Genomic DNA, 25,934 nt, shown 5'->3' on the forward strand with positions numbered 1-25,934 from the left:
TTATCTATGAAACTATTGTTTAGAAATCAAGCTTATCGACTCTTGACTTTGTCACGATTCTTCAATGCTTTTGGTGCTTCGATTTTTAACCTGGTATTTATCGTCTATGCATCGACCTTGCCACAAGCCTCTTTTGCTGTTGCTATGGCGAATATTGTCATGATTCTTCCGACTCTCTTTACAGTTTTTGTAGGGATTCGGGCAGATTACACGAGGGACAAGGTCAAATGGATGACCTATAGCGGTTTGTTTCAGGCTCTTCTCTTTTTCCTAGCAGCTTTGGTACTTGGTCAAGCCAGTCTCTTTGCCTTTTCCAGCCTGTGTTTGATTAATGTCATCAGTGATGTGATCAGTGATTTTGCAGGTGGTTTGCGCATGCCTCTTATTAAGGAAAAAGTGGCTGAAAATGATCTGATGGAGGCTTATTCTTTTTCCCAGTTTATCACCTATATTTCAGCTATTGGTGGTCAAGCTTTCGGAGTCTGGCTCTTAGGTCTATCGGTCAATAATTTTTCTCTCGTTGCGGGAATCAATGCCTGTTTTTTCCTAGTATCAGCCGCTATTCTCTTTTTAGGAAGAAGCAAATTGGGCCTGTCAATTTCATCTCCTGATGGTGAAATCTTAAAAAATGAGAAGCTTTCTATCAAAGACCAGTTTCTATCAATTTACCGAAATTTACGTCTCGTTTTTCTAAAAAGTGGACAGAAAAACTTTGGTTTCATGATCTTTGCTGTCTTGCTTATCAATGCTTTGGGTGGCGCTTTGGGAAGCATTTATAACATCTTCTTTTTGAGTCATTCTCTCTTGAATTTTTCTTACACAGAGGCACTATTTATCGAGCAAGTCTGTGTTTTATTAGCTATCATCATCAGTAGCCTTACGGGCAATGATTATTTTGGGAAGCAGTCCTTGCCTAGATTGATGATGTGGGCGACATTAGGAGTCAGTCTAGTTGGTCTGGCTAACTTATTCAATCAAGTCGTGCTTGGTTTGCTATTCCTCTTTTTAACCTTGTATGTGTCTGGTAAAGTGTCCCCAAAGATTAGTGCCATGCTCATGAAAAATCTAGCTCCAGATGTTCTAGCTCGTACCAGTAATTTTTTAGGTTTATTGTTTACCTTATCAGTACCTCTTGGTACAGCCTGTTTTTCACTTGTAGCCGTATGGGATATGCAGTTGACTTGGATCTTATTTGTTGTCCTTTCTTTGCTGGCTATTCTTCTGACAAGTCTGAATCTCAAAAATGATATTTGAATCCTAATTTTTTTCTCACTGTTTTAATCCCTCTATTTATGGTAAAATAAGACTATTAAGTTTAAAGAGGATTCCCTATGAAATTACAAAAACCAAAAGGAACGCAGGATATTTTACCTGCTGAGTCTGCCAAGTGGCAGTACGTTGAGGGCTTTGCCCGTGAAATTTTCAAGCGCTATAACTATGCAGAAGTACGCACGCCTATTTTTGAGCACTACGAGGTTATCAGCCGCTCTGTCGGAGATACAACGGATATCGTAACCAAGGAAATGTACGATTTCTATGACAAGGGTGACCGCCACATTACCCTCCGTCCAGAAGGAACTGCTCCCGTTGTTCGTTCCTATGTGGAAAATAAACTCTTCGCCCCAGAAGTGCAAAAGCCAAGCAAGTTTTACTACATGGGCCCAATGTTTCGTTATGAGCGTCCACAGGCAGGGCGTTTGCGCCAGTTCCACCAGATTGGGGTTGAGTGTTTTGGCTCTAGCAATCCAGCTACCGATGTGGAAACAATCGCTATGGCAGCCCATTTCTTGAAAGAAATCGGCATCCAAGGTGTCAAGTTGCACCTCAACACTCTTGGCAATCCTGAGAGCCGCGCGGCCTATCGCCAAGCCTTGATTGACTATTTGACACCGCTTAAGGAGACCTTGTCTAAGGACAGCCAACGTCGCTTGGAGGAAAATCCTCTTCGTGTCTTGGACTCTAAGGAAAAAGAAGACAAGGTGGCAGTAGAGAATGCGCCGTCTATCTTGGACTTCCTTGATGAAGAAAGCCAAGCTCATTTTGATGCTGTGCGTCAGATGTTGGAAAATCTTGGAGTAGACTACATCATCGATACCAATATGGTGCGTGGTTTGGACTACTATAACCACACGATTTTCGAGTTTATCACAGAGATTGAGGGCAATGACCTGACAGTCTGTGCGGGTGGTCGCTACGATGGCTTGGTTGCTTACTTTGGTGGCCCTGAAACTGCTGGATTTGGTTTTGGACTTGGTGTAGAGCGCCTGCTTCTCATTCTTGAAAAGCAAGGTGTGTCCCTCCCTATTGAAAACGCCCTAGATGTTTATATCGCAGTCTTGGGAGAAGGAGCAAATGTCAAAGCCCTAGAACTAGTACAGGCTCTTCGTCAACAAGGATTCAAAGCAGAGCGTGATTACCTCAACCGTAAACTCAAAGCTCAGTTCAAGTCGGCCGATGTCTTTGCGGCTAAGACCCTCATCACTCTAGGAGAGAGCGAAGTCGAAAGCGGACAAGTGACGGTTAAGAACAATCAAACACGAGAAGAAGTGCAAGTGTCACTTGAGGCAATCAGCCAAAACTTCTCAGAAATCTTTGAAAAATTGGGCTTTTAATGACAGATAAACTGGTCAGGATCTTATTCCTGACTTTTTTCTTTTGCAAAATGACAAAAATCATAAACTTTTTGACAAATATACTTGTCAAAAAGAAAAAGATGTGCTACAATGTAAGCAAGTTAAGAGTAAAGGAGAAAGGAACGATTATGTGGGCATTAGGATTTGTACCTCTTGTGATTATGTATTATATATACCATTCCCAAAAGGTCAAGAAATTAGAGAATAAAATCAAAAGAATTGAGCAAAAAGAGAAAGGAAATATAGAAATGTCAAGAATTTTAAAAGAATTGATTGGGAAAAAACCAACAATCGTTGGACAATTATTTGGAACAGACAACTGGGAAGTTGTGGATGTTGATGAGGAATGGGTCAAGCTACGCCGTGTTGATAAAAAGGGAAAAGAAAAATTTAAACTACAACGTATTGAGGATATCCAAACCGTTGAATTTGGCGGAAAGTAGGTCTGTGACATGCAACTTAAAAATCGTTTAAAAGAGCTTCGGGCTCGCGATGGTCTCAATCAAACCGAACTAGCCAAGCTAGCAGGGGTTTCCCGACAGACCATCAGTTTGCTAGAGAGGGATGAATACACTCCGTCCATTGTAATCGCCCTGAAGATTTCACAGATATTCAATGAACCAGTCGAGTCGGTATTTCGTATAGAGGAGGATGAGTGATGAACAAGTATAAAGTGATTTATTATATGAGTGTTTTTGCCTTTATTGTGAATGCTTTCGCTATGATTGGAACATTATTCGGTTGGTTTTATTTTGTTGAAAGTAAGTATTTGTTTTGGATTAATTTAGTTCTCTTGTCCATTTTCAATTGGTTAAAGAAGAAGGAGAAAAATGATGAACAAGTATAAAGTGATTTATTATGTAGTTGCCATAGCCCTATTAGTCAGCGTATTTCTACTGATTGGGATGGACCTAGGCTGGTTTAATCTGTATCAAAGCGACCAATTTATTTGGGTCTACTTTGCTCTCATCCCAGTAATTGAATGGATTGAAAAGAAAGCAAACAATTTAGCAAGTGAAAAAGGAGAATGAATATGAAAAAGTTTTTAGCAGATTTTCAAGTAGATACTGAACATAAAGAACTTGCAGGTGTTTGTGCAGGTTTAGGAAATTATTTTAACATTCAAGCCAATATCGTTCGTTTGGTGACAGTCTTGTTGTTTCTCTCTTCTACGGAGATTGGGATTATAACAGTAACTCTCTATGCCTATCTAGCGGGTTGGCTTGGGAATGAACCCTTGGGAGATGGAGCAAAAAAAGCTAGAAATCAAGCTATTCTCTTACTTGCTGTTTGTTTGATTTTGGTGTCACTTGGAACAGAAGGCTTAACAGCTATTTATGAATCAGGGAAAGCATTTGGTCAGTGGTTAGTTGGATTGGTTTAGAGAAAGGATGAATATGAAAAAGAAACATTTATTAATTTTGTTGGGGAGTTTACTGTTAGGTGTTTTATTGGGAATGATCGGTACTGGTTTTGCTAGTCTTCGTTCAGAAATTTCTCAAGATCAAGTACTGTTTGTTTTAGATACCTTCTTTTTCTGGCTTGGAATTATTTCAACAATTTTAGCTCTTTATTTTACCAGAATGAGTCGTAAAGCCTACAATAACTACCAAAGAGAAGAAGACGATGAACAAAGTGAACAAGACTATATTAGGATGTATCGTTTCTTAGATTATGGTACAGTGGCTAACAGTATTTTGCTAATTAGTATGTTATTCAGCTTAGTTGCTATGTTTCCTGAGTTTAGATTATCTTTATCTCCTTTTCTCTTAGCCATACTTGTAATTTTTGTGGGTAGCTATTGCTTCAACACGACTAGCTTGATCCGTAATTATAAACTTTCTATCATGGCAACCCCTAAGGAAATGTTAGAATTCCTAGATACTTATGATGAGGGAGAAAAACAAGCAGAAATGGAAGAAGCTTACTTAATCTTGCTCAAGATTAATCAGACGATCTTGCCAGCTATCTACATTCTCTTGATGGTTTTATCACTGGTGTTAGGTGAAGTACAGTTGATTGCTTTAATTATAGCGGTTGCTATTCATATTTATATCAACCTTGCACAATTACGCAAAACAAAACGTTACTTTAAGTAAAAGGAGTTTTTATGATTCGTGTTGAAAATGTAAGCAAAAGTTTTGGGAGCAAAAAAGCTCTTCATCAGATTTCTTTTGAGATTAAGGAAGGTGAAATCTTTGGTTTTCTTGGACCTTCTGGCTCAGGTAAAACAACTATGATCAATGTTCTGACGGGGCAGTTAGCTGCAGATCAGGGGGAGACCGTTCTTCTAGGAAAGTCCTCTCGAAATTTGACTTCAAATGATTTGGAACAAATCGGTATTGTTAGTGATGGCAGTGGCTTTTATGAAAAGATGAGCCTCTATAAAAATCTGCTCATTTATGCAAAATTATACGGTCTTAAAGCTTCTAGAGTAGATACAGTACTTGATCAAGTTGGGTTATCAGATGCTAAAAACCTTATCGCAGAAAAATTATCTACAGGAATGAAACAACGAATGTTCTTGGCTCGTGCCCTTCTGAATGCTCCTAAAATTCTCTTTCTAGATGAGCCAACAAGTGGTCTTGATCCTACCACCTCAAAATCAATTCATGTTCTCTTACAGGAACTGAAGCAGGCTGGGACAACGATCTTCTTAACAACCCACGATATGAATGAAGCAACCTTGCTTTGTGACCAGCTCTCTCTTTTAAATAAGGGAAACTTGATTGAGTATGGCAGTCCACAAGAGATTATTCAAAAGTACCATGAGGATAAAAAGGTTCGTTTACGTTACCAAGATGGACGCGAACAAGTGGTTCCTTTTGAAGAATTGCCTCATTTGAATACGACAAATCTAATAGCTGTTCATTCTTGTGAACCGACTTTAGAAGAAATCTTTATTAGATTGACAGGAGAAAAGTTAGATGTTTAGAAAATTAAATGCCCTTCTTTGGTTAAGGTTACAAGTTCTTATTAGTAATTCAACGTTACTAGCGACATTATTGATGCCCTTTGGTATTGCTATCCTATATAATGAGTTCTTAAACAAGAGTGGAGAACTGACTATGTTTCTTCTCTCTACGAGTTTGACGATGGTCTTGAGTATGGGAAGTGGTTATATGGTATCGATTATGATGGCTGAGGACAAGGAAAAACGTAACCTTAAATCCCTCATACTAAGTGGTGTGACAGCAACGGAGTATACTCTGAGCATGATGGCTCTTCCTCTTTTAGTGATGCTTCTTTCTATGGTTGTTCTACCTTTGTATCTTAAAGTTGATTTAACAAACTACTTTCTTACCTATGGTCTCTATCTGCTTCTGGCAACTATCAGCATTATCTTTCTTAACATTCTTATCGGTGCAGTATCAGATACTCAGTCTAAGGCGCAAGTGTATAGTATTTTTCCTATGCTAACCTTCTCTTTCTTGCCCACTCTTGCTGTTCAAAATGAAACTGCGCAAAAATTGTTGGACTATTCTTTCATTGGTCCTTTGGTAAGTTTATTAAAAGAAGGTGGAGGAGAGTTATCTTTGAGAAGTCTTGGTCTTTTGCTAGCATGGATCCTTTTGCTAGGACTAGCTAGTCTCTTCGTATTGAAAAATAGTTATAAAGGAAAATAGGAGACCCATATGAACTTACTTAAAAATCTTGGCTGGTTTCTTCTAGCTGTTCTATCCTTTTTCTTTGGCTATGGTCTGGTTCAGAGTACGGCGCTGTCAGCTCTTGGACTAGGGGCTTCAATCTTTGGAGTCTTGCCACTTTATATCGTCCTGTCAGGGACCTATGTTTATGGAGTTTACAGATGGTATCAGACAGAAAAGGTTAGCATCCAGACGACTGCTTTTAGTCGTTTCATTTGGTTACCAACCCTGGTTTTGCTAGTGGCGATTACAGCCCAGTTCTTTTTGCCAGATGATCCGTCGGCTAATCAACAGACTGTATCACAATTGACATTGGCTCAGCCTGTCTTTGGTTTCTTTATGGTGGTGGTCTTTGCTCCTCTGACGGAAGAACTCATCTTTAGAGGAATGCTGGCGCGCTATCTCTTTCCTAAACAGAATAACAGCAAACAGACAGCTCTGTTTCTCCTCGTATCAAGTGTGCTTTTTGCCTTGATTCATTTTCCAGGAACTTTGCAACAGTTTTTAGTTTATGCCAGTCTGGGATTGAGTTTGGGACTGGCTTATGTGAACCGAAAAGGTCTTCTTTATAGCATTTCTTTACACGCTTTGAATAATTTAATCGGCTTTTTGATGATACTCATGCTATAATAGAGTCAGGAGGTCACATGAAACGAGTAATTTTATTAGCAGTGATACAGGCGGTCGTTCTCTTCTTTATCATCGGGGCACTTGCCTATGCCTTTAAAGGCGACTTCTTTTACAACTATCTAGCAGTTGTCTTTGCGCCTATTGCAGGAATCTTACGTTTTGCGACAGCTTATGCGACGGAGATTGTTCTACCTAAAAAGGCAGCTGAGATTGCTGAAAAGCGTAAAAAAGGTTAAGAATCATAATCAGAGAATCCGATGACGTTTTCATCGGATTTTTTGTCTGTTCGTTTTGATTTCTAAAGACAATCAAACTTTTCTGCTGATTTTCATGAAGAGCCTGCGCTTTTATGGTAAAATAGTAACAGAATAAAAGAGGAGAGAAAACATGAAACGTAGTATGTATGCTGGTCGTGTTCGTGAGGAACACATCGGACAAGAAATGACCTTGAAAGGATGGGTTGGCCGTCGTCGTGACCTTGGTGGTTTGATCTTCATCGACCTTCGTGACCGTGAAGGGATCATGCAGTTGGTTATCAACCCTGAAAAAGTATCTGCAGAAGTCATGGTAACAGCTGAAAGCCTTCGTAGCGAATTTGTCATCGAGGTGACTGGACAAGTCGTTGCGCGTGAACAAGCCAATGATAAGTTGCCGACTGGTGCGGTTGAGTTGAACGTGACAGCTTTGACGGTGCTTAATACAGCTAAAACAACACCTTTTGAGATTAAAGATGGGATTGAGGCCAATGACGATACACGTTTGCGTTACCGTTACCTTGACCTTCGTCGTCCAGAAATGTTGGAAAACCTTAAACTTCGTGCTAAGGTGACTCACTCTATCCGAAACTACTTGGATGAGTTGGAGTTTATCGATGTGGAAACTCCCTTCCTTTCTAAGTCAACACCAGAAGGGGCGCGTGACTATTTGGTGCCATCACGTGTCAATAAAGGTCATTTCTACGCTCTTCCTCAAAGTCCACAGATCACCAAGCAGCTCTTGATGAATGCTGGATTTGACCGTTACTACCAAATTGTCAAATGTTTCCGTGACGAAGACTTGCGTGGTGACCGTCAGCCTGAGTTTACCCAGGTCGACTTGGAAACTTCTTTCCTTACTGAACGAGAAATCCAAGGTATCACAGAAGACTTGATTGCGCGCGTGATGAAGGAAACAAAAGGCATCGAAGTGACATTACCATTCCCTCGTATGAAGTATGATGAGGCCATGGCTCTTTATGGTTCTGACAAACCTGATACTCGTTTTGACATGTTGCTTCAAGACGTGAAAGCAGTTGTTAAAGGAGTAGATTTTAAAGTCTTCTCAGAAGCTCCAGCTGTTAAAGCCATTGTCGTCAAAGGCGCAGCAGATAACTACTCCCGTAAAGATATCGATAAGATGACAGAAGTAGCCAAGCAGTATGGGGCTAAGGGTCTGGCTTGGGTCAAGGTTGTTAACGGTGAATTAAACGGATCAGTTGCTAAATTCTTGACGGGTATTCAGGAAAATTTGACAAGAGTACTTGGTCTTGAAGATAAGGATTTAGTTCTCTTTGTAGCAGATACGCTTGAAGTAGCTAATGCAACTCTTGGTGCCCTTCGTGGACGTATTGCCAAAGAACTTGGCTTGATTGATAATGATAAATTTAACTTCCTTTGGGTTGTTGACTGGCCAATGTTTGAATGGTCAGAAGAAGAAGGCCGTTATATGAGTGCCCACCATCCATTTACCCTTCCTGATAGGGATTCTGCAAAAAAACTAAAATATTATAAGAACGATTTACAAAGTTGTTCCAAAGAAAAAGGAAGTATCCTTGAGAGAATTTATGCAGTCGCATATGATATTGTCTTAAATGGTTATGAGCTTGGTGGTGGTAGTCTTCGTATATATAAAAAAGACTTGCAGGAATGCATGTTCAAGGCTCTTGGTTTCTCAGCTGAAGAAGCAAATGACCAGTTTGGTTTCCTTCTTGAAGCCATGGACTATGGTTTCCCACCACACGGTGGTTTGGCTATCGGACTTGACCGATTTGTGATGCTCTTAGCAGGAGAAGATAATATCCGTGAAGTCATTGCCTTTCCTAAGAACAACAAGGCAACTGATCCAATGACACAAGCCCCATCAATAGTCGCTCTCAAACAACTAGAGGAACTCAGCTTACAAGTAGAAGAAGATGAAACAAGCAAAACAAATTAAGCGGTGGCGCTATTATCTGCGCCGCTTTGCTTATCAGATAAAAATCTTACGAGTTTTACAAAGTATCTCTCGGGAAAAATATGATGAGAAAATCTCGGCTTCTCTGGTCTATGGCTTTTTGTCAGCAGTTGCTGTCAATTTCTTTTTTCAACCAGGGCATGTTTATTCGAGTGGTGCGACAGGTTTGGCGCAAATTATCTCCAGTTTGAGTACTCATTGGTTTGGTCTCCAACTACCCGTATCCGCAACCTTTTATGCCATTAATATCCCACTGATGATTTTGGCTTGGTATCAGATTGGACATAAATTTACAGTTTTTACCTTTATCACGGTATCCATGAGTTCTCTTTTTATCCAGTTTGTGCCCGTTGTGACGCTGACAGAGGATCCCATTATCAATGCTCTCTTTGGGGGTGTTGTCATGGGCTTGGGAATCGGCTTTGCTTTGCGCAATAGTATTTCCAGTGGAGGTACAGATATTGTCAGTCTGACCATTCGCAAGAAAACAGGGAAAAATGTTGGCAGTATTTCCTTCTTGGTCAATGGAACTATCATGTTGATTGCAGGCTTGACCTTTGGTTGGAAATACGCCCTCTACTCCATGATTACCATTTTTGTATCCAGTCGTGTGACAGATGCGGTCTTCACCAAGCAAAAACGGATGCAGGCCATGATTGTGACCAGTAATCCTGATAAGGTAATCGAAAAAATCCATAAAAAATTGCACCGAGGGGCTACCATGATCCACGATGCAGAAGGAACTTATAATCATGAAAGAAAAGCAGTTTTGATTACTGTTATCACACGAGCAGAGTTTAATGATTTTAAACACATCATGAAACAGGTTGATCCGACAGCCTTCGTCTCTGTATCCGAAAATGTCCACATCTTAGGACGATTCGTAGAAACAGACAATTAGACATGCAAAAACCAGCTCTGTGTACTGACCCCAAAAAGTTAGACAAATAATTTAAGCGAAGGATTTAGTTCTGTATTGCATAGGGCTAAGTCCTTTTAGTTTGACCTTAATTCGTTTGTTGTTGTAGTAATCAATATAGTCCACAATAGCTTGTTCCAATTGCTTAAGCGACTGAAACGCCTTCTCATAACCATAAAACATTTCCGATTTCAAAATGCCAAAGAAGGACTCCATCATACCGTTGTCTGGGCTGTTACCTTTACGTGACATAGATGTTTGGATTCCCTTACTTTCTAAAAACCTGTGATAAGAATCGTGTTGGTATTGCCATCCTTGATCACTATGGAGACTCGTATTCTCATAGTATTTCTCTGTAAAGGCCTGCTCCAGCATAGCTTTCACTTGTTCTAAATTAGGCGAACAAGAAAGATTAAAAGCAATAATTTCGCTGTTAAAGCCATCTAAAACTGGTGATAAGTAAAGCTTTTGAGTACTTGCTGGAATGACAAACTCAGTCACATCCGTATAGCACTTTTCCATTGGTTTGGCTGCTTCAAATTGGCGCTGAATAAGATTCTCTGCTTTATTGCCAATCTCTCCTTGGTAGGAAGAATACTTCCGTTTCCGACGAATTCGAGCACTTAAACCAAGGACCTTCATCAGACGTTGAACTTTCTTATGATTCACTGTAAAACCACGATTTCTTAGTTCAAGAGTAATTCTACGATAGCCATAATTTCCTTTATAGTCATTATAAATGGCTTGAATTTCATCCTTTAGCTCTTTATCCTTATCTGGTTGATCCAGCTGTCTCAATTGATAATAGTAAGTTGAGCGAGGTAAACGAGCCACTTCAAGAAGTAAATCTAGTCGAAATCCTCCTGAAGCCATTTCTCTAACTGTCTCTGCTTTTCTCGCTCTAAGGCTTCGTCCCTTTCCTCTAACTCTTTTAACTTTTTTAGGTAAGCCACCTCAGTCCGTAAGCGTTCATTCTCCTCTTGGAGTCGCTCTAGTTCTGTCATTTCTTCCCAAGTTTTCTTCCGTTTACGTCCCATTTTAGGTACTCTCCCTCTTGTTTTCTCAACAATAGTATACGCGTTTTTCTTGTATTTCGCTAGCCAGTTAAGAAGTATCGTACGACTTGGGAGACCGTATTCAAGAGAAACTCTATCTTTAGTCCAGCCTTCATGTAAGACTTTATTAATCATTTCTTGTTTTAATTCAGGAGAATAGTAACGATCAATCAATTTAATCATGTATATAAGATTAGAATTGTTTATCCCAAATTTATTTGAAAGCTTCTCTAAGCTATATCCTTGTTTTCTAAGTTCATAGATCTGAACTTTATCTTCATAACTCAATTTCATAATAAAAACACCCCAAAAGTTAGATTTTTTCTGTCTAACTTTTGGGGTGCAGTTCATATTGTCTAGAGCGTTTTTGTGTTGTTTAAGAAAATTAGATGTTGGTTTTAGATAACTACACATTTCAGATTTTTTAAACAAGATTTAATTGTTGATAACTAGAAAGGATTATTATGTTTGCAAAAAACAAATTTCAATACTGTATTTACAATCATGAGAGACTAGAACTTCATGAGCTTCAAAAGGAATATCAAAAGGATAAAGCTGGGACAAAACTTAAGTATGAAAACCAATTGTTCGCAATCCTTCATGGATAGAGCGCAAGTTGTTCTCGATAGCTCGAAGATCAGCTTGATGTATTATTCTTTCAGCCATAATATCCCCCTTGTTAATGATTTCTAAATTAATTAGACAAAATTTGGCCATAGAATATTCTTATCTTAAAGAAGTAATTATATACTGAAAAACAGGCCGCAATTACACATGATTCAGATAAAATATACCAGAATTATTTTAGTTTCTTCTTAATAGTAATAAGAAAATCATAATTGATACTTTAATTCAACATACTATGAAATGAGAATATGAAGTTTTCTATGAGGAAAATGTGCACTTGATTTGACATTTTAGGGCGTATGAAAACTTTGAATACAGGTTTCTTTCTATCTAAATGTTTTTGCAGATACTTTTTTTGTACAAATTTGTATTACGAGTGTGTAACTGATAGACAGACACTAAAATATATGATAAACTAAAGTAGGAAAAAATTTAAAAGGAGAATCCTTATGTCAGCAATTAGTTTAACTCCAGAACAGTTACAATCTCAGGCGGCAATTTATCTTAGTGCTAAAGATCAAATTGAACAAGCAGTACAAACCGTTAATCGAACAAATGGAGAAATGGCATCACAATGGAAAGGACAAGCATTTAATGCTTACCTTGAGCAATACAACCAGTTGTATACACATGTTCAAAAATTCGAGGAGCTTCTAGTGAGCATCAACCAACAATTGAACAACTATGCTCAAACAGTAGCTGAACGTGACCAACAAGATGCACAAAGCTTTGGTTTGTAGTTGATTTTGAGGAGCGTCAGGGAAACTTGACGCTTATTTTTATACCATGATGAAGAAAATTAAAAAGCACCTATTAATTCTTTGTATCGTATTTCCTGTGCTAGTTTATGCAGACGATGGTAGCTTAAAACTTGATACAGATATCATTACAAATAGTACACAGGACACGGTCAAAAATAGGATAGAATCCAAATATGCCCCAAATTTATTTTTAAATCGTACCCAAAAGGTTGTGGATCAGAGAACTCAAACAACAAAAGAACTTTTACAGGGGGCAGAGCATACTATATTTACCGATAGTGAAAATCATTCTATTTATCGTTTAGAAACTACTGTCGTTCAAACATCATTATTCAATCAATACACCATAGAGGAGAAGTCCTCTTTTAAGCAAAGGGATTATTCAATTCTTAAGGATTGGATGGGAAATGTATTTACAAGTGTTTTCTTGCTGTTTATGGTTTTGTTGGGAGTCTATCTAGGAAGGAAATGGCATGGATTACGGAAAAATAAAGTTAACTCTAGAGTATAGAGCAAAACAAATAGATATTCGAGTTTCAAAAGCTCTTACTTGGTTAAGATTAGAAGAATTATTAAAAGATACCAAAGTTAGAGAACAGTTGAATTTACCTCTAAATAGTTCGTTTTGTTTCAAAGTTAGAAATAAACAAATTCATATCGAGACAACGGACATCTTGGCTGCTTATCCAGTTAGTGATGGGGATTATATAGAGATTGAAGATGTATCATAGGAGAAAAAAATGTTTGAAGCAGATCAACTACAATTTGTGAGAGAAGACAACCAAATATCAGTTCAAATTTCTTCATCAGGTTATCATAGAGAACAACTTGAATTGATTAAAGAATACTGTCCAGTAGAAATAGTTCAAAAAGATGGAGTTCTTTCTTTGAATTATATTATTCCCGAGTATTTTAAAACAGTTAAGGAAGAAATTTTAAATAGAAGTACGGAGCTTGAGCGTTTTAGTTTGGCACAAAACATGTCGGCATTAGTTCATTCTGAAAATGATTATAAAATTCCATATATCCATCCTGGGAACATCATTGTTTTTGGCAGTAATGTACAAATGTTACATTATGGAATCGAAAAATTACTTGCACCACAGCAGTATAGTTCGGAATTCTATTTAGAGTCTTATAAAGCTTTAATGATTTCTATTTTACTACCTAAGGTAGATTTTGACTTAGTCATCCATGGGATTGATGCAATAAAGGAAAAGGTAGCACAGGATATTATTCCCTTAGGGAGTGTAGCTGATGTTAATAAATATATTGCAGAAAAGTATGCAAAATTATCAGAAGAGAGTTCAAAAGCTAATTTGTTGGTGAACAAGAAAAAATGGAAGGCTTTGTTAATAGGGGGAGCCTTGCTTGCTACAACCACAGTGATTTTAAGTTTTGCCACTTATAAGTCTATGTTTAAAGACGGCCCCCTAAAATCATCAGTCATTATGGCCCAATCAAATTTCATGCGAAAAGACTATTCTGAAACAGTTGAATCATTAAAAAATTATGGTGCAGAATCATTGCCAAAAGAAGCTAAGTATATCTTAGCAGCAAGCTATGTCCGTTTAGATAGTTTGAGCGATAAGCAAAAGGAAGTTATTTTAAATACGATTACAGAATCAACAGATGATACAATTTTCTATTATTGGATTTATCTTGGACGTGGAAAATTTGAAAAAGCTCTAGATGTGGCACAAAATATCGGGGACACACAATTGATTTTACACGCTTATACAAATCTATATGAATCAGTTAAAGCAGATATCAATATGAACGGTTCTGAAAAACAAAAGAAACTTGAAGAATATGAAAAGAAAATAAAAGAACTTTCTGCTGAGATTGGAGAAGCGACTACAAATAGTAGTGACACAAAAGCATCTACTGAGACAACAACTCCTAAGGACAACCAAACAAAAGAAAAGAGTGAGCGATAAATGAAGGCAAAAAAGCTAGAATATGATCATCAACTGGGAGACCAATTAGGAGAACTTCATAAACCTATTTATACCTTGTTGATTGAACAAGAAAAATTGGAAAAAATTGATTTGTTTGAAGGACAAGAGGTAAGAGTAGGTACTAACGAGTATACAGTAGAAGGCAGAAGAGTCTATCGAAACGGTAAGGAATTAGAAAGAGGAAAATCTACCTTTGATAAAGAAACTGTAACCTTATTGGTTCCTGAAGAGGATATTTTTGTCACTTATATTTTTCCGCCACAACGATTTATTTGTAGCAAGAAAGAATCAGCTGACATTAGTTGGTCAATTTCAAACCAACTTTTTTTCTCAAATAATCAAGTACAGGTTACACTTGGGGAATCTCCGGTTTATCTAAATAACCGTCTTATCAAAGAGGAAGGGCTTTATCCGTTTGAAGTGGGAAACCGAATGAAGGTTTCTAACTATTTTATAGAAAAAAGAAAGAACCAGTGGAAGATTGGATGTCTTTTTGAAGAACCACAATTGAATAAGAGTCAAATTCTGATACAAGAAAAAAATAATGAATATCCGTTGGATTTTCCAGAGTATAGAAGGAGTCCAAGAGTTAACCCGATTATCCATAGTGGGAAAATCATTATCAATCAACCTCCACAGCCGATAAAACCACCTAAAAACTCGCTCATTCGAGCAATTGTTCCAGCTTTAGGGATGTTTACTTTAACTGCATTTAGTTCAATTTGGACGAAAGGGAATCCTGTAATGATGCTAGGGATGGGTGGTTTTAGTCTCCTGACTGCAGCGACAACTATGAGTCAGTATTTTGAGGAGAGAAAGGATACCAAAGAGCAGGAAAAAAATCGTATTCAAGACTACGAAGCATATTTATTAAAACAAGTATCCGACTTAGAAAGATACTACAAAGAAGAAACTAAGATTTTACATTACAATCAACCGTCAATATCGACCATTACTGAACTGATTGCAGATTATGATTCTAGAATTTATGAGCGGATGGACTATAATGAAGATTTCTTACAGGTGTCCTTAGGATTAGGAGATAAGTTAAGTCAGCTAGAGTTGCAAACAAATTTTGATGAGCAAAGTAAAGATGAAATATCGCAGTTTGCTCGAACAGTCTTGCAAGACTACAGTTTGCAAAAGAAGGTTCCAATTACTGTTAATATCTTTGAAGCGACAGTTGGTCTTGTTGGAAACAGTGAAGTAACTAGGACAGCTGTGTATAATATGCTCTTACAGATGGCAATGTTCCATAGCTACTTAGATGTTAATTTTATCAATCTTGTTCAAGAACTGAGATATGAGAAAGATTGGTCTGAGTGGCGCTTTCTCCCACATTTTAATATGCAGGAGCGAAATATTCGTGGTTTTGTCCATGATGCCAGAAGTCGTGATGCTGTTCTAAATTCGTTTTATCGTATCATTCAAAAACGTTCTCAAATCAAACGTGAAATGGGGGAAAAAGATGCACGCTTTAAACCTCATTATGTCTTAACGATTATGGATGACTCCCATTTACTTGGCCATAGTTTGAATGAGTATCTAGCCAAGGATTTGACAGAGTTAGGTGTGACTGTTATTTGGGTGAAAGAGGCGCGTCGTCTTTTGCCAGAAACTATCACAACTCTGATTGAATATAAGAATCAAAATCTAGGTCAAATCATTAATGATGAAGGATCCTATAGTGCACAAACCTTTATTCCCTACCCGCTGTTGGATTGCTATGAAGATTCTATCCGTACTTTAGCAAATCTAAAACATATGGAAGTAGAGAAGAATACGATTCCAAAATCCGTTACTTTTTTGGAACTCTATCAAGTCAGAGAAGTTGAAGAGTTACAGGTTGCTACTAGATGGTCCAAAGCGGATACTTTTAAAACGTTAGCAGTGCCATTAGGATTGCGTGGGAAAGATGACCAGGTGGAACTCAACTTACATGAACGTGCACATGGACCGCATGGTCTTGTAGCAGGAACTACTGGTTCAGGTAAATCGGAGATTCTTCAGTCGTATATATTATCCATGGCTGTAAATTTTAGTCCAGAGGATGTTGGATTTCTTACGATTGACTTCAAGGGTGGTGGGATGGCGAATCTTTTTAAAGATCTACCACATATGCTTGGGTCTATTACTAACTTAGATGGCGCGGCTAGTGCGCGTGCCTTAGCTTCTATCAAAGCAGAGTTACAAAAACGCCAACGACTATTTAATCAATTTGGTGTCAACCATATTAATGGATACACTAAATTATATAAGGAAGGGCAAAAATCTACTGACAAATCAGGCTATCCAGACAAACCATTACCTCATCTGTTCCTGATTAGTGATGAGTTTGCTGAATTGAAAGAACATGAACCAGAATTTATGACAGAGCTGGTTTCGACAGCCCGTATCGGACGTTCGCTTGGGGTCCATCTAATTCTTGCTACACAAAAGCCATCAGGTGTCGTGAATGATCAAATATGGTCAAACTCTCGTTTCAAACTAGCTTTGAAAGTGTCAGATGAGTCTGATTCAAATGAAATTATCAAAACACCAGATGCAGCGAGTATTACTGAACCAGGGCGTGCCTACTTACAAGTAGGAAATAACGAAATCTATGAGTTGTTCCAGTCTGCTTGGAGTGGTGCACATTATGCCCCGCAAACAGAGGGAGTTCAAGAAGTTGTTGATGAACGAATCTGGTTGATAAATGACCTAGGACAATATGAATTGCTATCTGATGACCTATCTAAGGATGAAAATTATACTGCTGATCAGACGGAAGAAATCACGGAACTCTCAGCTGTTGTAAACTATATAGCAAGAGTGAGCAAGACTGTACCTCTCAACCTGCCAGATAAACCGTGGTTAGAACCACTAGAGACAGCCATCATATCCCCTCAAACAGATATTCACTGGACCGACGAAAAAGTATTGGCCGTTCCCTTTGCTCGAATGGATATTCCGACAGAGCAACGTCAGAAGGATTATCATTTTGATTTGGAAAAAATGGGACATACAGTTTTCTATGGTTCACCTGGTTTTGGGAAATCCCTAGCTCTTCAAACTCTAGTGCTGAATCTCGCTCGTTTGAATACTCCAGAGCAAGTACAAATCAATTTATTTGACTTTGGGACAAACGGCCTCTTGCCACTAAAAGATTTACCTCATGTAGTTGATTTGACAAGGTTTGATGAAGAAGAAAAACTGCTTAAGTTTTTAAAACGTATTGACCAAGAGTTGAAGATTCGCAAGGAGAAGTTTGCCCTCTATAATGTAGCAAGTCTTTCCCAATACGAACAAAAATCAGGTGAGAAACTCCCTGCTATCCTTACTATTTTTGACGGCTTTGATACTATAAAAGACACACCACTAGAAGAAGCCATTGAAAGTATGATTAACCGCCTCCTACGTGAGGGAGCGAGTCTTGGATGCTATGTGATTTTGACAGCACTTCGTTCAAATAGCCTTAAAATCAGTATGTCAAGTAATATCACCTCGCGCTTGGCCTTTTACCTGGTTGATGAAGGAGCTTCTAAGGAAATTATCGGACGCGATGCTTTAATTCAACAAGAAATTTTTGGTCGTGCCCAGTTGAAAGAAGATATCCCTTATGCCATTCAGGTTTATCTCCCAATAAGTGGAGAAGGGGACATTGAGCGCCTGTATAACTTGGAAGAAGAAGTCAAGTTGATTGCAAGAAGCTGGACAGGAGTTTGCCCAGAACCAATCCCAATGTTGCCAAATGAAGTGACGCTTACACACTTTAGTAATCATCCTAAAGTAATTGAGATGTGGTCAAGGGGTGAATTACCGATAGGGTTTGATAAAGAAACTACGGATCCTCAAGGGTTTGTTCCTGATAGAGATGGGTATTTTGAATTCTTATATGATACTCCGCAACAACTGGAATATTGTGAAAATAGTTTGATACCAGGTCTGAACAAATTAGTAAATATTGAAAAAATATTATTAAATACCAACAATAGTTACAAAAAAACAGAAGTATTTGATAAAATTATTGATAGAGATAATATACCTAGTTTCTTTAACGATATTCAAGGAGAAATTGAAAGCCGTCACAATGGTAAAGAGGCTTCAATGATGTACGTATTTATCCCAGAAGCGCATATGTTGGGGACTTTATTAAATATGAAAGTAACCGAGGATGCATTTAAAAAGATTGTTAGAAATAGCGGAAAAGTTCACATTCATTTTGTATTTATGGGAGAACAACAAGCTATTAGTGTAGGCTACTTAGATGTTGACAAGGTCTTAAAGAGCAATGTTCCTGCTGGATGTGTTGGAACAAGGTTCAAAGATCAAAATATTTCAAAAGTACAAACGAGCTTCAGTGAGCCAGTTGTAGCAGAGGATGAGACAAACTTTTTTGTGGGTAGAATAGGTTATCGTTTACGATTGGTTACAGATAATGGATAGAATCTTTAACATAAGTTGATAAAAAACAAAGGAGATATAGCTATGTCTCGTGATTACAGTTATGAGATTTACTCTTTACGACAACAGATTTCAACAATGTCTAGTGAAAGAGCAGATATATTAAATAAAATAAGTATTCTAAAACAGAATAAGAGTAAAATACAGAGTAAGAAAAGCGCAATTTCAGAACAATTGTCTCAATACGATTTGATAAAGGCAAAAGCTACTTCTAATTTTGCTGGAAATAGAAGAGATGACTTTAATAATAAAATAGAGACGCTAAAAGGATCGATTTCCCAATGGTTGGAGAATACCCAGAATAATATTGATTTGATTGACCAAAAAATCTCAACCTATACGGCTGAAGCTTCTAATTTAGCAATTGGTATGAATTACGCTAGCCAATCACTAAATACTTATATTTATCTTCAAAGTCAAAATGAAGATTAAGGGGGAGAGTTATGGGAGAAATAAAATTAGATTATAATATTTGGTCTGTTGATGTTGTTTCATATTCTTCATCAATTGATGCTTTGTCCGATCTTTCAAAACCTACCTTGAGCGAGAATGACTTACAACCTTTCCTTAAAATTAATACGATGATAGATGAGTTAAACAGTTCGATAAAAACATTTAAAAGCAATTCAATAGATCAGACACGAAACATGTCTAGGGCTGTAGCGAATAAAGTGTCTGATGATGCTGCTGGGGCTGCAGGTTTTAGAGGAGGATAAGATGATTTCACAAGAGATGTTATGGGCGCAGTATTTTACAGAGTCCTATCTTGGTTTTAAGCCAAATTCACTCATCGATCAAATCGCCAAAGCTATTATTTATAGACCGGATTTATTTAGAACATTAGTTTTAAATTTGTCTCAGAGTGATATGAGTTATGAGTACAATCCAACAATTGGAGCGAGTATTGATTTTCGCTTCAATAAGGGAGAGGTTATTATCACTCGTCTTGGAGAAACTCAGCTTTTTTCCACATCTGAGTTTGTGCGTTTACTTGGATTAATTGATAAAATTTATACAGAAATTCTGCCATTAGGTAGTGTTATTCAAATAAATAGAGAAAAGTTACCCAAAGATGCTCTTGAGGATTTTATTGAAGAAATGCCTATCTATGTATTAATTACAGGGCAACGGGTATCAATTGAAAACAAATTTTATCTAGATTACACAGGATATTTTTGGCCAAAAGGTTTGATTCCAAATCAAGAAACCTTAGTTATATCCGATGACATGATTGCATCCGTCCTTTTTAGGGGGCTAGAGAAGAATGATATTCAGGAACAACATGTCTTAAACCTACGTCGCCAACTACTTGCAAAGGATCTGGATTCTTATACTTTTCACAATTATCAAATGGAGGCTAGCCAATGAAATATAAGTATTCTGAATTATTGATAGCGCGCGAGGGACTTTATCGTTCAAAAAGTGGATTTGAAGATAAGATTTTAGCAGCGCTTCAAGGTACTCGAGAGTTGATTGGCACGGAAAGTTTTCGTTCTGCCACCAAAGATGCGATTAATGCAGAGCTGAGTAATTATAACCTGCCTTTATTATTTAGTTACCGTGATTTAGCCAATGGTTTATATAATGAGTGGGATCGGCTGATGTTACGCTTTCAGGAGTTGGTTGATGAGCATAGTCCTGCTGCTGTCATTGATACGTCAGAATTTTCCGGTTTAAAAAGAGCTGTGGAACAACCGACTCAAGAGATTTTGAACTTGATTGCCCATCCAGACCTTACAATAGCTTACTCTGCAATTGGAGGTATAGTTGGCATCAGCAATCCTTCTTCCGCAGATATCAAAAGCCATAAGGAAGAAGCCCTGCAATCTCTTCGTACAACTGAAAGTCGGATGGAATCATTTAATGGTGAACTGTTGGGGAGCGGTGTAACCACTACCCTCTCCACGATTGCAAGTGGTTTGAGTCGGTCTCGCAAAGCTGTTGGCATGACAGACCCTTATCATAATGTGGAAGCCCTTGCGATTTTTCAGGACACGAAGTTACGGGATCAACAGATTGAGAATTCTAAAACTCTGCACGAAGAACTAATCCGTTATATTCGACATTATAATCCAGAAACAGCCTTTGACTTGAGCCAGATGAGTGAGCAGGAACTACAGACCTTGGGTAGAACGATCTCTCTTGCTTCCCATGGGAATGGCGGTAAGAAACCTCAGGAACTGATTGATTTCTTGAAAGGGAATGAAGTTACGTTTGAGAAGGAGATAACAGTATATGACGATGGTCAGCACTATCTCAAGAGTAAAATCCAGATAAAAGGGCACTTTAAAGGGGAAAGTGCCATCACTTTTAACACTAAATATAAAGATGGTAAGTTAAGTCAAGAAGGAGAGTATAGCGTTGGAGGTTTGAGTACAGATTTCCTAGATGAAAAAGCCAATTATAAGACGAAGATAGGGCTAAAGGACTATTCTATAACGGGTGAGTTCAGTCTAGCAGACAAGATTAGTTCAAGCTACGGGAGACTCGCACCCAACCTTTCTATTGGCTTTGGCTATAAGAATCGCTCTCTTGAGGTTGGAACTAAGTCAGAGAATGGTTATCGTGTTTCCTATGTTAAAGAACATAACCAGGTCAAACAAGACTATGCGACAGTTAAGACGACCACTGAAACAGGGGTGAGAAGTGTGGATCATGGAGAACAGATATTAAAAGCGGGGAAAGTAGTAGTTGCTACAGTTTTTGTTATGGGTGCTTTAATTTATGGTGTTACAGTTAGTGCATCTACATTTGGATTTGGAGCCTCGATAGCGGCTCCAGTAATAGCGAGCGCCTTTTTATATTTAAGTTCTACAATGGAGGATAATGATGAAAGAAATATTAAATAACTATTCGTTGAAAATATCTGGATTTGAAATTCCAAAATTATATAATTTGACAAAAATAGTATACATTTGCTTATTTCCTATAGTTTGTCTAGCATTTATAGGCATGGTTGTTGAATTATTTAAAGGTGGGGAAATGAATTTTATGAAATTCATTACTTATACGGTAGTATGTTTTGGGTTTGAGACACTGCTTTCATTAAATAATAAACTGGTTAAATTAGCTGTAGATAATATCTTTTTGACGGATATTAATTTCGACAAGCACATAAGTTATTATCGTTATGTGGCTGAACACTCAGTCAAGTCTCAACAACTGTTTAATAATGCAAATTGTTTACTAGCTATTGCCCAAGCGTCATATTACCAAGGAAAGTTTGAAGAAACACTTGATAATTTGGAACGAATAAATTTTGAGGATAAAAATTTTAATAAGAAATTTGAGATCCAATTGTCCACAGCTTACTTTAAGATTCTTTCTCTAATCCATGCTGATAAAACAGAAGAAATTTCGAACCAAATTGATATGTTAGCTACATTAAAAGCTCGAACAAATTCTCAGGTTACTAGGCAGACGAATGCAATAAACATAGTAAAAGCTATAGAGGATCTTGTTTTAAATAAAATATCAAATGACTATTTCGATACCACTGAACCCGAAAATAAATTAGCTCGAATCATGTTTTCTTATTATGGAGCTCTCAACGCCCAATTAAAAGGAGATGAAGCTCGTACTCGTAGTTTGTTTGAAAGCATCGCCCATGAAAATCCAGAACTCTTTTATGTTCAGGAAGCTCAGAAATATTTAGAAGGAGAAAACTGATGTCAGAACGTACGGCTTTACCGATTGGAAGTGTTGTTCGAATGAGAGAAGGTGTGGAGCCTGTCATGATTGTTAATCATTGTCCAGTTACTGAAAAGGACGGTAAGCAAGGTTATTTTGATTTTGGAGCTGTCAGTCTTCCACTAGGACTCATTAATCAAAACATTATCTTCTTTAACAAGGAGGATATAGATGAGGTTCTATTCTTTGGCTACATCGATCGTAGATTTCAAGACTTTTTGAGTCGTTATGATGAGGAAGTTTCAAAAATCACCTATGACCACTTCACCATAGAAGACTTCAAAAAATGACATACAAATCCTAGGATTCCATTCTAGGATTTTCTATATGATGAGAAAATGTTATAATGAAGATTAAGTAGACTGGTCACTGATGTAATCTATCTGAAAAGTATCAGGAAGTATTGACAGCGGTAGCGATGACCTTATCAGGACATCCAGATGTTTTTAGAGCCTGTTATATAGCTTTTATGAATGACGAACCTAGTTATCATTATCATCCAATGATAGGTGCGCCGTTGGAGTTTTTCTATGAAAAAGAACTCGTGCGAATTCGGCGTCTCCAAGAAGAAGTCACCTTACCTCGTTCGCTTTTTATCCAGTATGCTTCCTATGTGGATCTCTGTTTAAGTCGTATCTATCCTTTAGGTAGTGTTGTCGAACTTGATCGTGAACTTCTTCCTAAGGACTTGGTTGAGTCATTTGAAAGCGAGCAGATGGACTTTTTTGTAGTTCTTTCAGGTCGTCGAGTTGATTTGGCAAATGGCCATTATGTGGACTACATCGGTCATGGCTATCCATTTGGATTACGCTTTGACACTTCACCCTTGTTTTTAAGCAATCTCTTGATTAAGAGAGTAGTATCAGAAGGGTATTCGGATACCGTGGATGAACACTACTGCCAAGAAGCTCTGCGTAAGGACTATCTAGACGCAGGATTGATTTCCAGTGTTTACGCAGAGGAGGAAGTGAATGAAGATTGATGTATCCGAAGTTCGAGTTCAAAAAGAGTTGTTAGTTATTTCGGTAAATAGTATCAAGGAACAGCTGTCTGTTTCGAGAAGCCGTCTATCAGAGGTCGTTTCAACCGATAGCCTCAAAGGAGCAGTGAAGGATGCCATTAACCAGAAGGTGACCAACTATCAGATACCACTGGTTGATAACTATGTCAATGCCCTAGATAGCATTGTCAGTCGCTATGATGGACTTGTGAAGCTCTTCCAAGACACGGTGTCAGAGACCGACAACAGTGCCATTATTAAGACAGAATACCTAGAACGCATCAAGCAACGGATGAAAGATCCGATCGAGGGATTGAAGAGCAGTTCCAGTAAGACGAAAAATATCTATGCAGGGATAAGTGATATCCTAACGTTAACGAATCCAAGCTTGGATAGTGTGAATACGAGCTATAATCAAGCAGTCAAGAGTTTAGATGATACCATAAAGAATATGGAAACTTTTAATCAACTTGTTGGAGATAGTAGCTTTACAGATTTGATAAATGTTCAAAATAAGCAATTAAAGTTTCTCGCCCTTCATTCAAGTACTCCATTTACCGAATACGCGGCAAGAACTTATTATCGTAGTACAAGTTTTAAAAACGATGTTGCAGAATATACTAAGGCCGTGCATAGTGGAGGAAAGAAAGTCGAGTTACAGAATGATTTAGCCAAACGATTAGCTGAGTCTAAGTATAGCGGAGAAAAAGTTAAGAAGCTTCCACCGGGAGTTGTGGTTGATGATGATTTTTCTGATTTAGATATGGGATTTGAAGCTTATGCTGGGAAAACTACTGCAGGTGATACGAATTTAGGCGGAGAAGTTTCGGTACTTAAGGCAGATGTTTCTGCTGGTGTAATCAAATCATTAGCTTCTGCTAAAGAAGGTAAGAAAGATGTCTCAAAAAATAAAAAAAATTCTCAAAAATATGGCATTGGAGCTAAAGCTAAAGCTAAAATTACTGGCGCTGAGGCGGAAGGGCATGCTCGCTGGGGAGATGATAGTAACGATATCCATGCAAAACTCTCTGGCTCTGCATATACAGCTTCGGCAGATGCAAGCGGAGAAATTGGTTTTTTTACTAATAGGGAAGGAAAACTAAAGGGAGGAGTCCAATTAGAGGTGGGAGCTGATGCTTATATTGTAGAAGGAGAAGCTAAAGCTGGATTTAAAATATTTGGTCTTACGATTGATGTAAGTGCTTCTGCCGGAGTGGGTGTTTCTGCTAGGGCAAAAGTGGGAGTAACAACTGAAAAAGCAGAGGCAAAAATGAAACTAGGACCATTTGGCTTGGGCTTATCAATAGGGTGGTAAAACATGGAAATACAATTACAATTACGGGGAAACTCAGAGGGATTAATTCTTCAGTCAAAACTACCTGATGAAGAACATTGGACTGAAAGGATTGAAATCGTTCAAGAAGAGGCAGGATACCGTCTATATGCAACAGATTTAGAAATTCTTGTCTTGAAAGAATCAGAATTCATTTCTCCAAAGAAAAGAATAGTCGCTAGAGGGTTAAATAAGGATTTGATTTATTCTGAAGAAGAAAGATTTGGTCACTTATGGGAACAAGCATACTGGCATGGAGTTTTTCAATCCAATTTAAATAACTATGAAATGACGTGTGTAAGTTCAGGTAGTAAAGGAGATATTCTACCTGTCACAAAAGATGGCATTCCGATTGCCGTTTATGCTGCAAGTAATATTGCCATTGCTGGAAAGAGAAATTTTTCTCTCTATACTGAAAATATTGACGAAATTGATAATTTACTGATGTTGTTTGTAGTTGATTATATTAGGGGATATGACTTTTTAGATATTGATTCTTTATCTGCAAGATATCGTTTCTTTTATCAATTCACTGATCGCTCATCTATAACGCAGGAACATTTAGATATGCTTCCAGAGGCTAGAAGACCTTCCAAGATAGAGGCGTCTATTATTTATTTTTTATCAGCCTTCCTTGTTATAGGTGTAAGCTTGGTATCATTACGACCTTTATTCTTATTTTTAGTAGTACTACTGATACATTTTATTTATAATATAATAAAGAATTGGAGAAATAGAGATGAATAAAAATTGGTTGCCACTGGGAACAACTGTTTTATTAAAGAATGGGACTCAACCTATTATGATTGTCGGGCGTTATCAACAGAATAGTGAAGGGAAAGTTTTTGATTATTCTGGGGTCCTAAACCCTCAAGGGTTTGAAGATTCTCAGTCAATGTATTTGTTTGATGCTGAGAAAATTGATCAGGTGTTATTTAAAGCTCACGTAACAGAGTTTGAGAAAGAGTTTATCACAAGATTAGAAGAGTTCATTTCTAGCGATAAATAGGTCTGGTTTTTATTA

Annotated in this window: 30 protein-coding genes; 29 read left to right on the plus strand and 1 reads right to left on the minus strand. The window is 37.8% G+C overall.

Annotated features, from left to right (window positions below; genetic code table 11):
* Window positions 1-6 precede the first annotated feature (6 nt).
* From I6G42_RS02790 to I6G42_RS02855, 14 genes are all read left to right on the plus strand, one after another.
* Window positions 7-1,254: a hypothetical protein gene (locus tag I6G42_RS02790; RefSeq protein ID WP_038804244.1), complete on the plus strand. Its 1,248-nt coding sequence runs from the start codon at window positions 7-9 to the stop codon at window positions 1,252-1,254.
* Window positions 1,255-1,331: 77 nt separating this feature from the next.
* On the plus strand, window positions 1,332-2,612 hold the full coding sequence (gene hisS, locus I6G42_RS02795; protein WP_038804243.1) for a histidine--tRNA ligase: 1,281 nt from the start codon (window positions 1,332-1,334) through the stop codon (window positions 2,610-2,612).
* Window positions 2,612-3,076 carry a hypothetical protein gene (locus tag I6G42_RS02800; RefSeq protein ID WP_038804242.1) on the plus strand — a complete coding sequence of 155 codons (465 nt, stop codon included), beginning with the start codon at window positions 2,612-2,614 and terminating at the stop codon, window positions 3,074-3,076. The genes hisS and I6G42_RS02800 overlap by 1 nt, the downstream gene beginning before the upstream one ends.
* A 9-nt stretch (window positions 3,077-3,085) precedes the next feature.
* A complete protein-coding gene (locus I6G42_RS02805; RefSeq protein WP_001176236.1) occupies window positions 3,086-3,292 on the plus strand; it encodes a helix-turn-helix transcriptional regulator in 207 nt (68 codons plus the stop codon).
* Complete coding sequence (locus I6G42_RS02810; RefSeq protein ID WP_038804241.1) at window positions 3,292-3,480, plus strand: hypothetical protein; 189 nt, start codon at window positions 3,292-3,294, stop codon at window positions 3,478-3,480. The genes I6G42_RS02805 and I6G42_RS02810 overlap by 1 nt, the downstream gene beginning before the upstream one ends.
* The gene (locus tag I6G42_RS02815) at window positions 3,467-3,664 is read left to right on the plus strand and encodes a hypothetical protein (RefSeq protein WP_001046130.1); all 198 of its coding nucleotides are present in this window, start codon (window positions 3,467-3,469) and stop codon (window positions 3,662-3,664) included. Before I6G42_RS02810 ends, I6G42_RS02815 begins: the two co-directional genes overlap by 14 nt.
* Window positions 3,665-3,666: 2 nt before the next feature.
* A complete protein-coding gene (locus I6G42_RS02820; protein WP_038804240.1) occupies window positions 3,667-4,017 on the plus strand; it encodes a PspC domain-containing protein in 351 nt (116 codons plus the stop codon).
* Between the two features lie 13 nt (window positions 4,018-4,030).
* Window positions 4,031-4,732 (plus strand): DUF3169 family protein, encoded by a 702-nt coding sequence (locus I6G42_RS02825; RefSeq protein ID WP_038804363.1) that lies wholly within the window; start codon window positions 4,031-4,033, stop codon window positions 4,730-4,732.
* An 11-nt stretch (window positions 4,733-4,743) separates the two neighbouring features.
* Window positions 4,744-5,568, plus strand: coding sequence for an ABC transporter ATP-binding protein (locus I6G42_RS02830; protein ID WP_038804239.1), 825 nt, complete (start codon window positions 4,744-4,746; stop codon window positions 5,566-5,568).
* On the plus strand, window positions 5,561-6,259 hold the full coding sequence (locus I6G42_RS02835; protein ID WP_038804238.1) for an ABC transporter permease: 699 nt from the start codon (window positions 5,561-5,563) through the stop codon (window positions 6,257-6,259). Before I6G42_RS02830 ends, I6G42_RS02835 begins: the two co-directional genes overlap by 8 nt.
* Before the next feature lie 9 nt (window positions 6,260-6,268).
* A complete protein-coding gene (locus I6G42_RS02840; RefSeq protein WP_038804237.1) occupies window positions 6,269-6,910 on the plus strand; it encodes a CPBP family intramembrane glutamic endopeptidase in 642 nt (213 codons plus the stop codon).
* A gap of 17 nt (window positions 6,911-6,927) precedes the next feature.
* Complete coding sequence (locus I6G42_RS02845; protein WP_038804236.1) at window positions 6,928-7,146, plus strand: hypothetical protein; 219 nt, start codon at window positions 6,928-6,930, stop codon at window positions 7,144-7,146.
* A 151-nt stretch (window positions 7,147-7,297) separates the two neighbouring features.
* Window positions 7,298-9,103, plus strand: coding sequence for an aspartate--tRNA ligase (gene aspS, locus I6G42_RS02850; RefSeq protein WP_038804235.1), 1,806 nt, complete (start codon window positions 7,298-7,300; stop codon window positions 9,101-9,103).
* Window positions 9,081-10,022 carry a YitT family protein gene (locus I6G42_RS02855; RefSeq protein ID WP_038804234.1) on the plus strand — a complete coding sequence of 314 codons (942 nt, stop codon included), beginning with the start codon at window positions 9,081-9,083 and terminating at the stop codon, window positions 10,020-10,022. Before aspS ends, I6G42_RS02855 begins: the two co-directional genes overlap by 23 nt.
* Before the next feature lie 51 nt (window positions 10,023-10,073).
* On the opposite strand, the gene I6G42_RS02860 is transcribed toward I6G42_RS02855, so the two are convergent.
* Window positions 10,074-11,389 (minus strand): IS3 family transposase gene (locus tag I6G42_RS02860; protein WP_152417908.1). Its coding sequence is split into 2 segments (ribosomal slippage): window positions 10,074-10,975 and window positions 10,975-11,389, totalling 1,317 coding nucleotides; the frame shifts between segments, so codons are not numbered across the junction.
* Window positions 11,390-12,171: 782 nt separating this feature from the next.
* Here I6G42_RS02860 and I6G42_RS02865 point away from each other — a divergent pair.
* The 15 genes from I6G42_RS02865 to I6G42_RS02940 all read left to right on the plus strand — a co-directional run bounded on the left by I6G42_RS02865 (window position 12,172) and on the right by I6G42_RS02940 (window position 25,919).
* Window positions 12,172-12,462, plus strand: a complete 291-nt coding sequence (locus I6G42_RS02865; protein WP_038804232.1) for a WXG100 family type VII secretion target — start codon at window positions 12,172-12,174, stop codon at window positions 12,460-12,462.
* Window positions 12,463-12,511: 49 nt separating this feature from the next.
* Complete coding sequence (locus tag I6G42_RS02870) at window positions 12,512-12,994, plus strand: type VII secretion protein EssA (RefSeq protein ID WP_227698167.1); 483 nt, start codon at window positions 12,512-12,514, stop codon at window positions 12,992-12,994.
* Entirely contained in the window at window positions 12,957-13,214 is a 258-nt protein-coding gene (locus I6G42_RS02875; protein WP_009013811.1) for a hypothetical protein, read from the plus strand. The genes I6G42_RS02870 and I6G42_RS02875 overlap by 38 nt, the downstream gene beginning before the upstream one ends.
* Window positions 13,215-13,223: 9 nt before the next feature.
* Entirely contained in the window at window positions 13,224-14,423 is a 1,200-nt protein-coding gene (essB, locus tag I6G42_RS02880; protein ID WP_038804230.1) for a type VII secretion protein EssB, read from the plus strand.
* A complete protein-coding gene (essC, locus tag I6G42_RS02885) occupies window positions 14,424-18,869 on the plus strand; it encodes a type VII secretion protein EssC (protein ID WP_038804229.1) in 4,446 nt (1,481 codons plus the stop codon).
* 42 nt (window positions 18,870-18,911) lie between these two features.
* A complete protein-coding gene (locus I6G42_RS02890; RefSeq protein WP_038804228.1) occupies window positions 18,912-19,319 on the plus strand; it encodes a YwqH-like family protein in 408 nt (135 codons plus the stop codon).
* An 11-nt stretch (window positions 19,320-19,330) separates the two neighbouring features.
* Window positions 19,331-19,603: a hypothetical protein gene (locus I6G42_RS02895; RefSeq protein ID WP_038804227.1), complete on the plus strand. Its 273-nt coding sequence runs from the start codon at window positions 19,331-19,333 to the stop codon at window positions 19,601-19,603.
* A 1-nt stretch (window position 19,604) separates the two neighbouring features.
* Window positions 19,605-20,255, plus strand: a complete 651-nt coding sequence (locus I6G42_RS02900) for a DUF4176 domain-containing protein (RefSeq protein WP_038804226.1) — start codon at window positions 19,605-19,607, stop codon at window positions 20,253-20,255.
* Window positions 20,252-21,736, plus strand: coding sequence for a hypothetical protein (locus I6G42_RS02905; protein ID WP_050562288.1), 1,485 nt, complete (start codon window positions 20,252-20,254; stop codon window positions 21,734-21,736). The genes I6G42_RS02900 and I6G42_RS02905 overlap by 4 nt, the downstream gene beginning before the upstream one ends.
* Complete coding sequence (locus tag I6G42_RS02910) at window positions 21,714-22,556, plus strand: hypothetical protein (protein ID WP_038804225.1); 843 nt, start codon at window positions 21,714-21,716, stop codon at window positions 22,554-22,556. Before I6G42_RS02905 ends, I6G42_RS02910 begins: the two co-directional genes overlap by 23 nt.
* Window positions 22,556-22,867, plus strand: coding sequence for a DUF4176 domain-containing protein (locus tag I6G42_RS02915; RefSeq protein WP_038804224.1), 312 nt, complete (start codon window positions 22,556-22,558; stop codon window positions 22,865-22,867). Before I6G42_RS02910 ends, I6G42_RS02915 begins: the two co-directional genes overlap by 1 nt.
* Before the next feature lie 128 nt (window positions 22,868-22,995).
* Window positions 22,996-23,559: a DUF4176 domain-containing protein gene (locus tag I6G42_RS02920; protein WP_223329199.1), complete on the plus strand. Its 564-nt coding sequence runs from the start codon at window positions 22,996-22,998 to the stop codon at window positions 23,557-23,559.
* Window positions 23,549-24,892 carry a T7SS effector LXG polymorphic toxin gene (locus tag I6G42_RS10030; protein ID WP_227698166.1) on the plus strand — a complete coding sequence of 448 codons (1,344 nt, stop codon included), beginning with the start codon at window positions 23,549-23,551 and terminating at the stop codon, window positions 24,890-24,892. Before I6G42_RS02920 ends, I6G42_RS10030 begins: the two co-directional genes overlap by 11 nt.
* Window positions 24,893-24,895: 3 nt before the next feature.
* Entirely contained in the window at window positions 24,896-25,657 is a 762-nt protein-coding gene (locus I6G42_RS02935) for a hypothetical protein (RefSeq protein WP_038804222.1), read from the plus strand.
* A complete protein-coding gene (locus I6G42_RS02940) occupies window positions 25,650-25,919 on the plus strand; it encodes a DUF4176 domain-containing protein (protein WP_001039458.1) in 270 nt (89 codons plus the stop codon). The genes I6G42_RS02935 and I6G42_RS02940 overlap by 8 nt, the downstream gene beginning before the upstream one ends.
* Window positions 25,920-25,934 lie beyond the last annotated feature (15 nt).

Source organism: Streptococcus oralis (assembly GCF_016028255.1).
Taxonomy (GTDB): domain Bacteria; phylum Bacillota; class Bacilli; order Lactobacillales; family Streptococcaceae; genus Streptococcus; species Streptococcus oralis_AC.

Coding starts and splice junctions, on each gene's coding strand:
- I6G42_RS02790 (WP_038804244.1), top strand. CDS start 7: ATGAAACTATTGTTTAGAAATCAAGCTTATCGACTCTTGACTTTGTCA.
- hisS (WP_038804243.1), top strand. CDS start 1,332: ATGAAATTACAAAAACCAAAAGGAACGCAGGATATTTTACCTGCTGAG.
- I6G42_RS02800 (WP_038804242.1), top strand. CDS start 2,612: ATGACAGATAAACTGGTCAGGATCTTATTCCTGACTTTTTTCTTTTGC.
- I6G42_RS02805 (WP_001176236.1), top strand. CDS start 3,086: ATGCAACTTAAAAATCGTTTAAAAGAGCTTCGGGCTCGCGATGGTCTC.
- I6G42_RS02810 (WP_038804241.1), top strand. CDS start 3,292: ATGAACAAGTATAAAGTGATTTATTATATGAGTGTTTTTGCCTTTATT.
- I6G42_RS02815 (WP_001046130.1), top strand. CDS start 3,467: ATGAACAAGTATAAAGTGATTTATTATGTAGTTGCCATAGCCCTATTA.
- I6G42_RS02820 (WP_038804240.1), top strand. CDS start 3,667: ATGAAAAAGTTTTTAGCAGATTTTCAAGTAGATACTGAACATAAAGAA.
- I6G42_RS02825 (WP_038804363.1), top strand. CDS start 4,031: ATGAAAAAGAAACATTTATTAATTTTGTTGGGGAGTTTACTGTTAGGT.
- I6G42_RS02830 (WP_038804239.1), top strand. CDS start 4,744: ATGATTCGTGTTGAAAATGTAAGCAAAAGTTTTGGGAGCAAAAAAGCT.
- I6G42_RS02835 (WP_038804238.1), top strand. CDS start 5,561: ATGTTTAGAAAATTAAATGCCCTTCTTTGGTTAAGGTTACAAGTTCTT.
- I6G42_RS02840 (WP_038804237.1), top strand. CDS start 6,269: ATGAACTTACTTAAAAATCTTGGCTGGTTTCTTCTAGCTGTTCTATCC.
- I6G42_RS02845 (WP_038804236.1), top strand. CDS start 6,928: ATGAAACGAGTAATTTTATTAGCAGTGATACAGGCGGTCGTTCTCTTC.
- aspS (WP_038804235.1), top strand. CDS start 7,298: ATGAAACGTAGTATGTATGCTGGTCGTGTTCGTGAGGAACACATCGGA.
- I6G42_RS02855 (WP_038804234.1), top strand. CDS start 9,081: ATGAAACAAGCAAAACAAATTAAGCGGTGGCGCTATTATCTGCGCCGC.
- I6G42_RS02865 (WP_038804232.1), top strand. CDS start 12,172: ATGTCAGCAATTAGTTTAACTCCAGAACAGTTACAATCTCAGGCGGCA.
- I6G42_RS02870 (WP_227698167.1), top strand. CDS start 12,512: ATGAAGAAAATTAAAAAGCACCTATTAATTCTTTGTATCGTATTTCCT.
- I6G42_RS02875 (WP_009013811.1), top strand. CDS start 12,957: ATGGATTACGGAAAAATAAAGTTAACTCTAGAGTATAGAGCAAAACAA.
- essB (WP_038804230.1), top strand. CDS start 13,224: ATGTTTGAAGCAGATCAACTACAATTTGTGAGAGAAGACAACCAAATA.
- essC (WP_038804229.1), top strand. CDS start 14,424: ATGAAGGCAAAAAAGCTAGAATATGATCATCAACTGGGAGACCAATTA.
- I6G42_RS02890 (WP_038804228.1), top strand. CDS start 18,912: ATGTCTCGTGATTACAGTTATGAGATTTACTCTTTACGACAACAGATT.
- I6G42_RS02895 (WP_038804227.1), top strand. CDS start 19,331: ATGGGAGAAATAAAATTAGATTATAATATTTGGTCTGTTGATGTTGTT.
- I6G42_RS02900 (WP_038804226.1), top strand. CDS start 19,605: ATGATTTCACAAGAGATGTTATGGGCGCAGTATTTTACAGAGTCCTAT.
- I6G42_RS02905 (WP_050562288.1), top strand. CDS start 20,252: ATGAAATATAAGTATTCTGAATTATTGATAGCGCGCGAGGGACTTTAT.
- I6G42_RS02910 (WP_038804225.1), top strand. CDS start 21,714: ATGATGAAAGAAATATTAAATAACTATTCGTTGAAAATATCTGGATTT.
- I6G42_RS02915 (WP_038804224.1), top strand. CDS start 22,556: ATGTCAGAACGTACGGCTTTACCGATTGGAAGTGTTGTTCGAATGAGA.
- I6G42_RS02920 (WP_223329199.1), top strand. CDS start 22,996: ATGACCTTATCAGGACATCCAGATGTTTTTAGAGCCTGTTATATAGCT.
- I6G42_RS10030 (WP_227698166.1), top strand. CDS start 23,549: ATGAAGATTGATGTATCCGAAGTTCGAGTTCAAAAAGAGTTGTTAGTT.
- I6G42_RS02935 (WP_038804222.1), top strand. CDS start 24,896: ATGGAAATACAATTACAATTACGGGGAAACTCAGAGGGATTAATTCTT.
- I6G42_RS02940 (WP_001039458.1), top strand. CDS start 25,650: ATGAATAAAAATTGGTTGCCACTGGGAACAACTGTTTTATTAAAGAAT.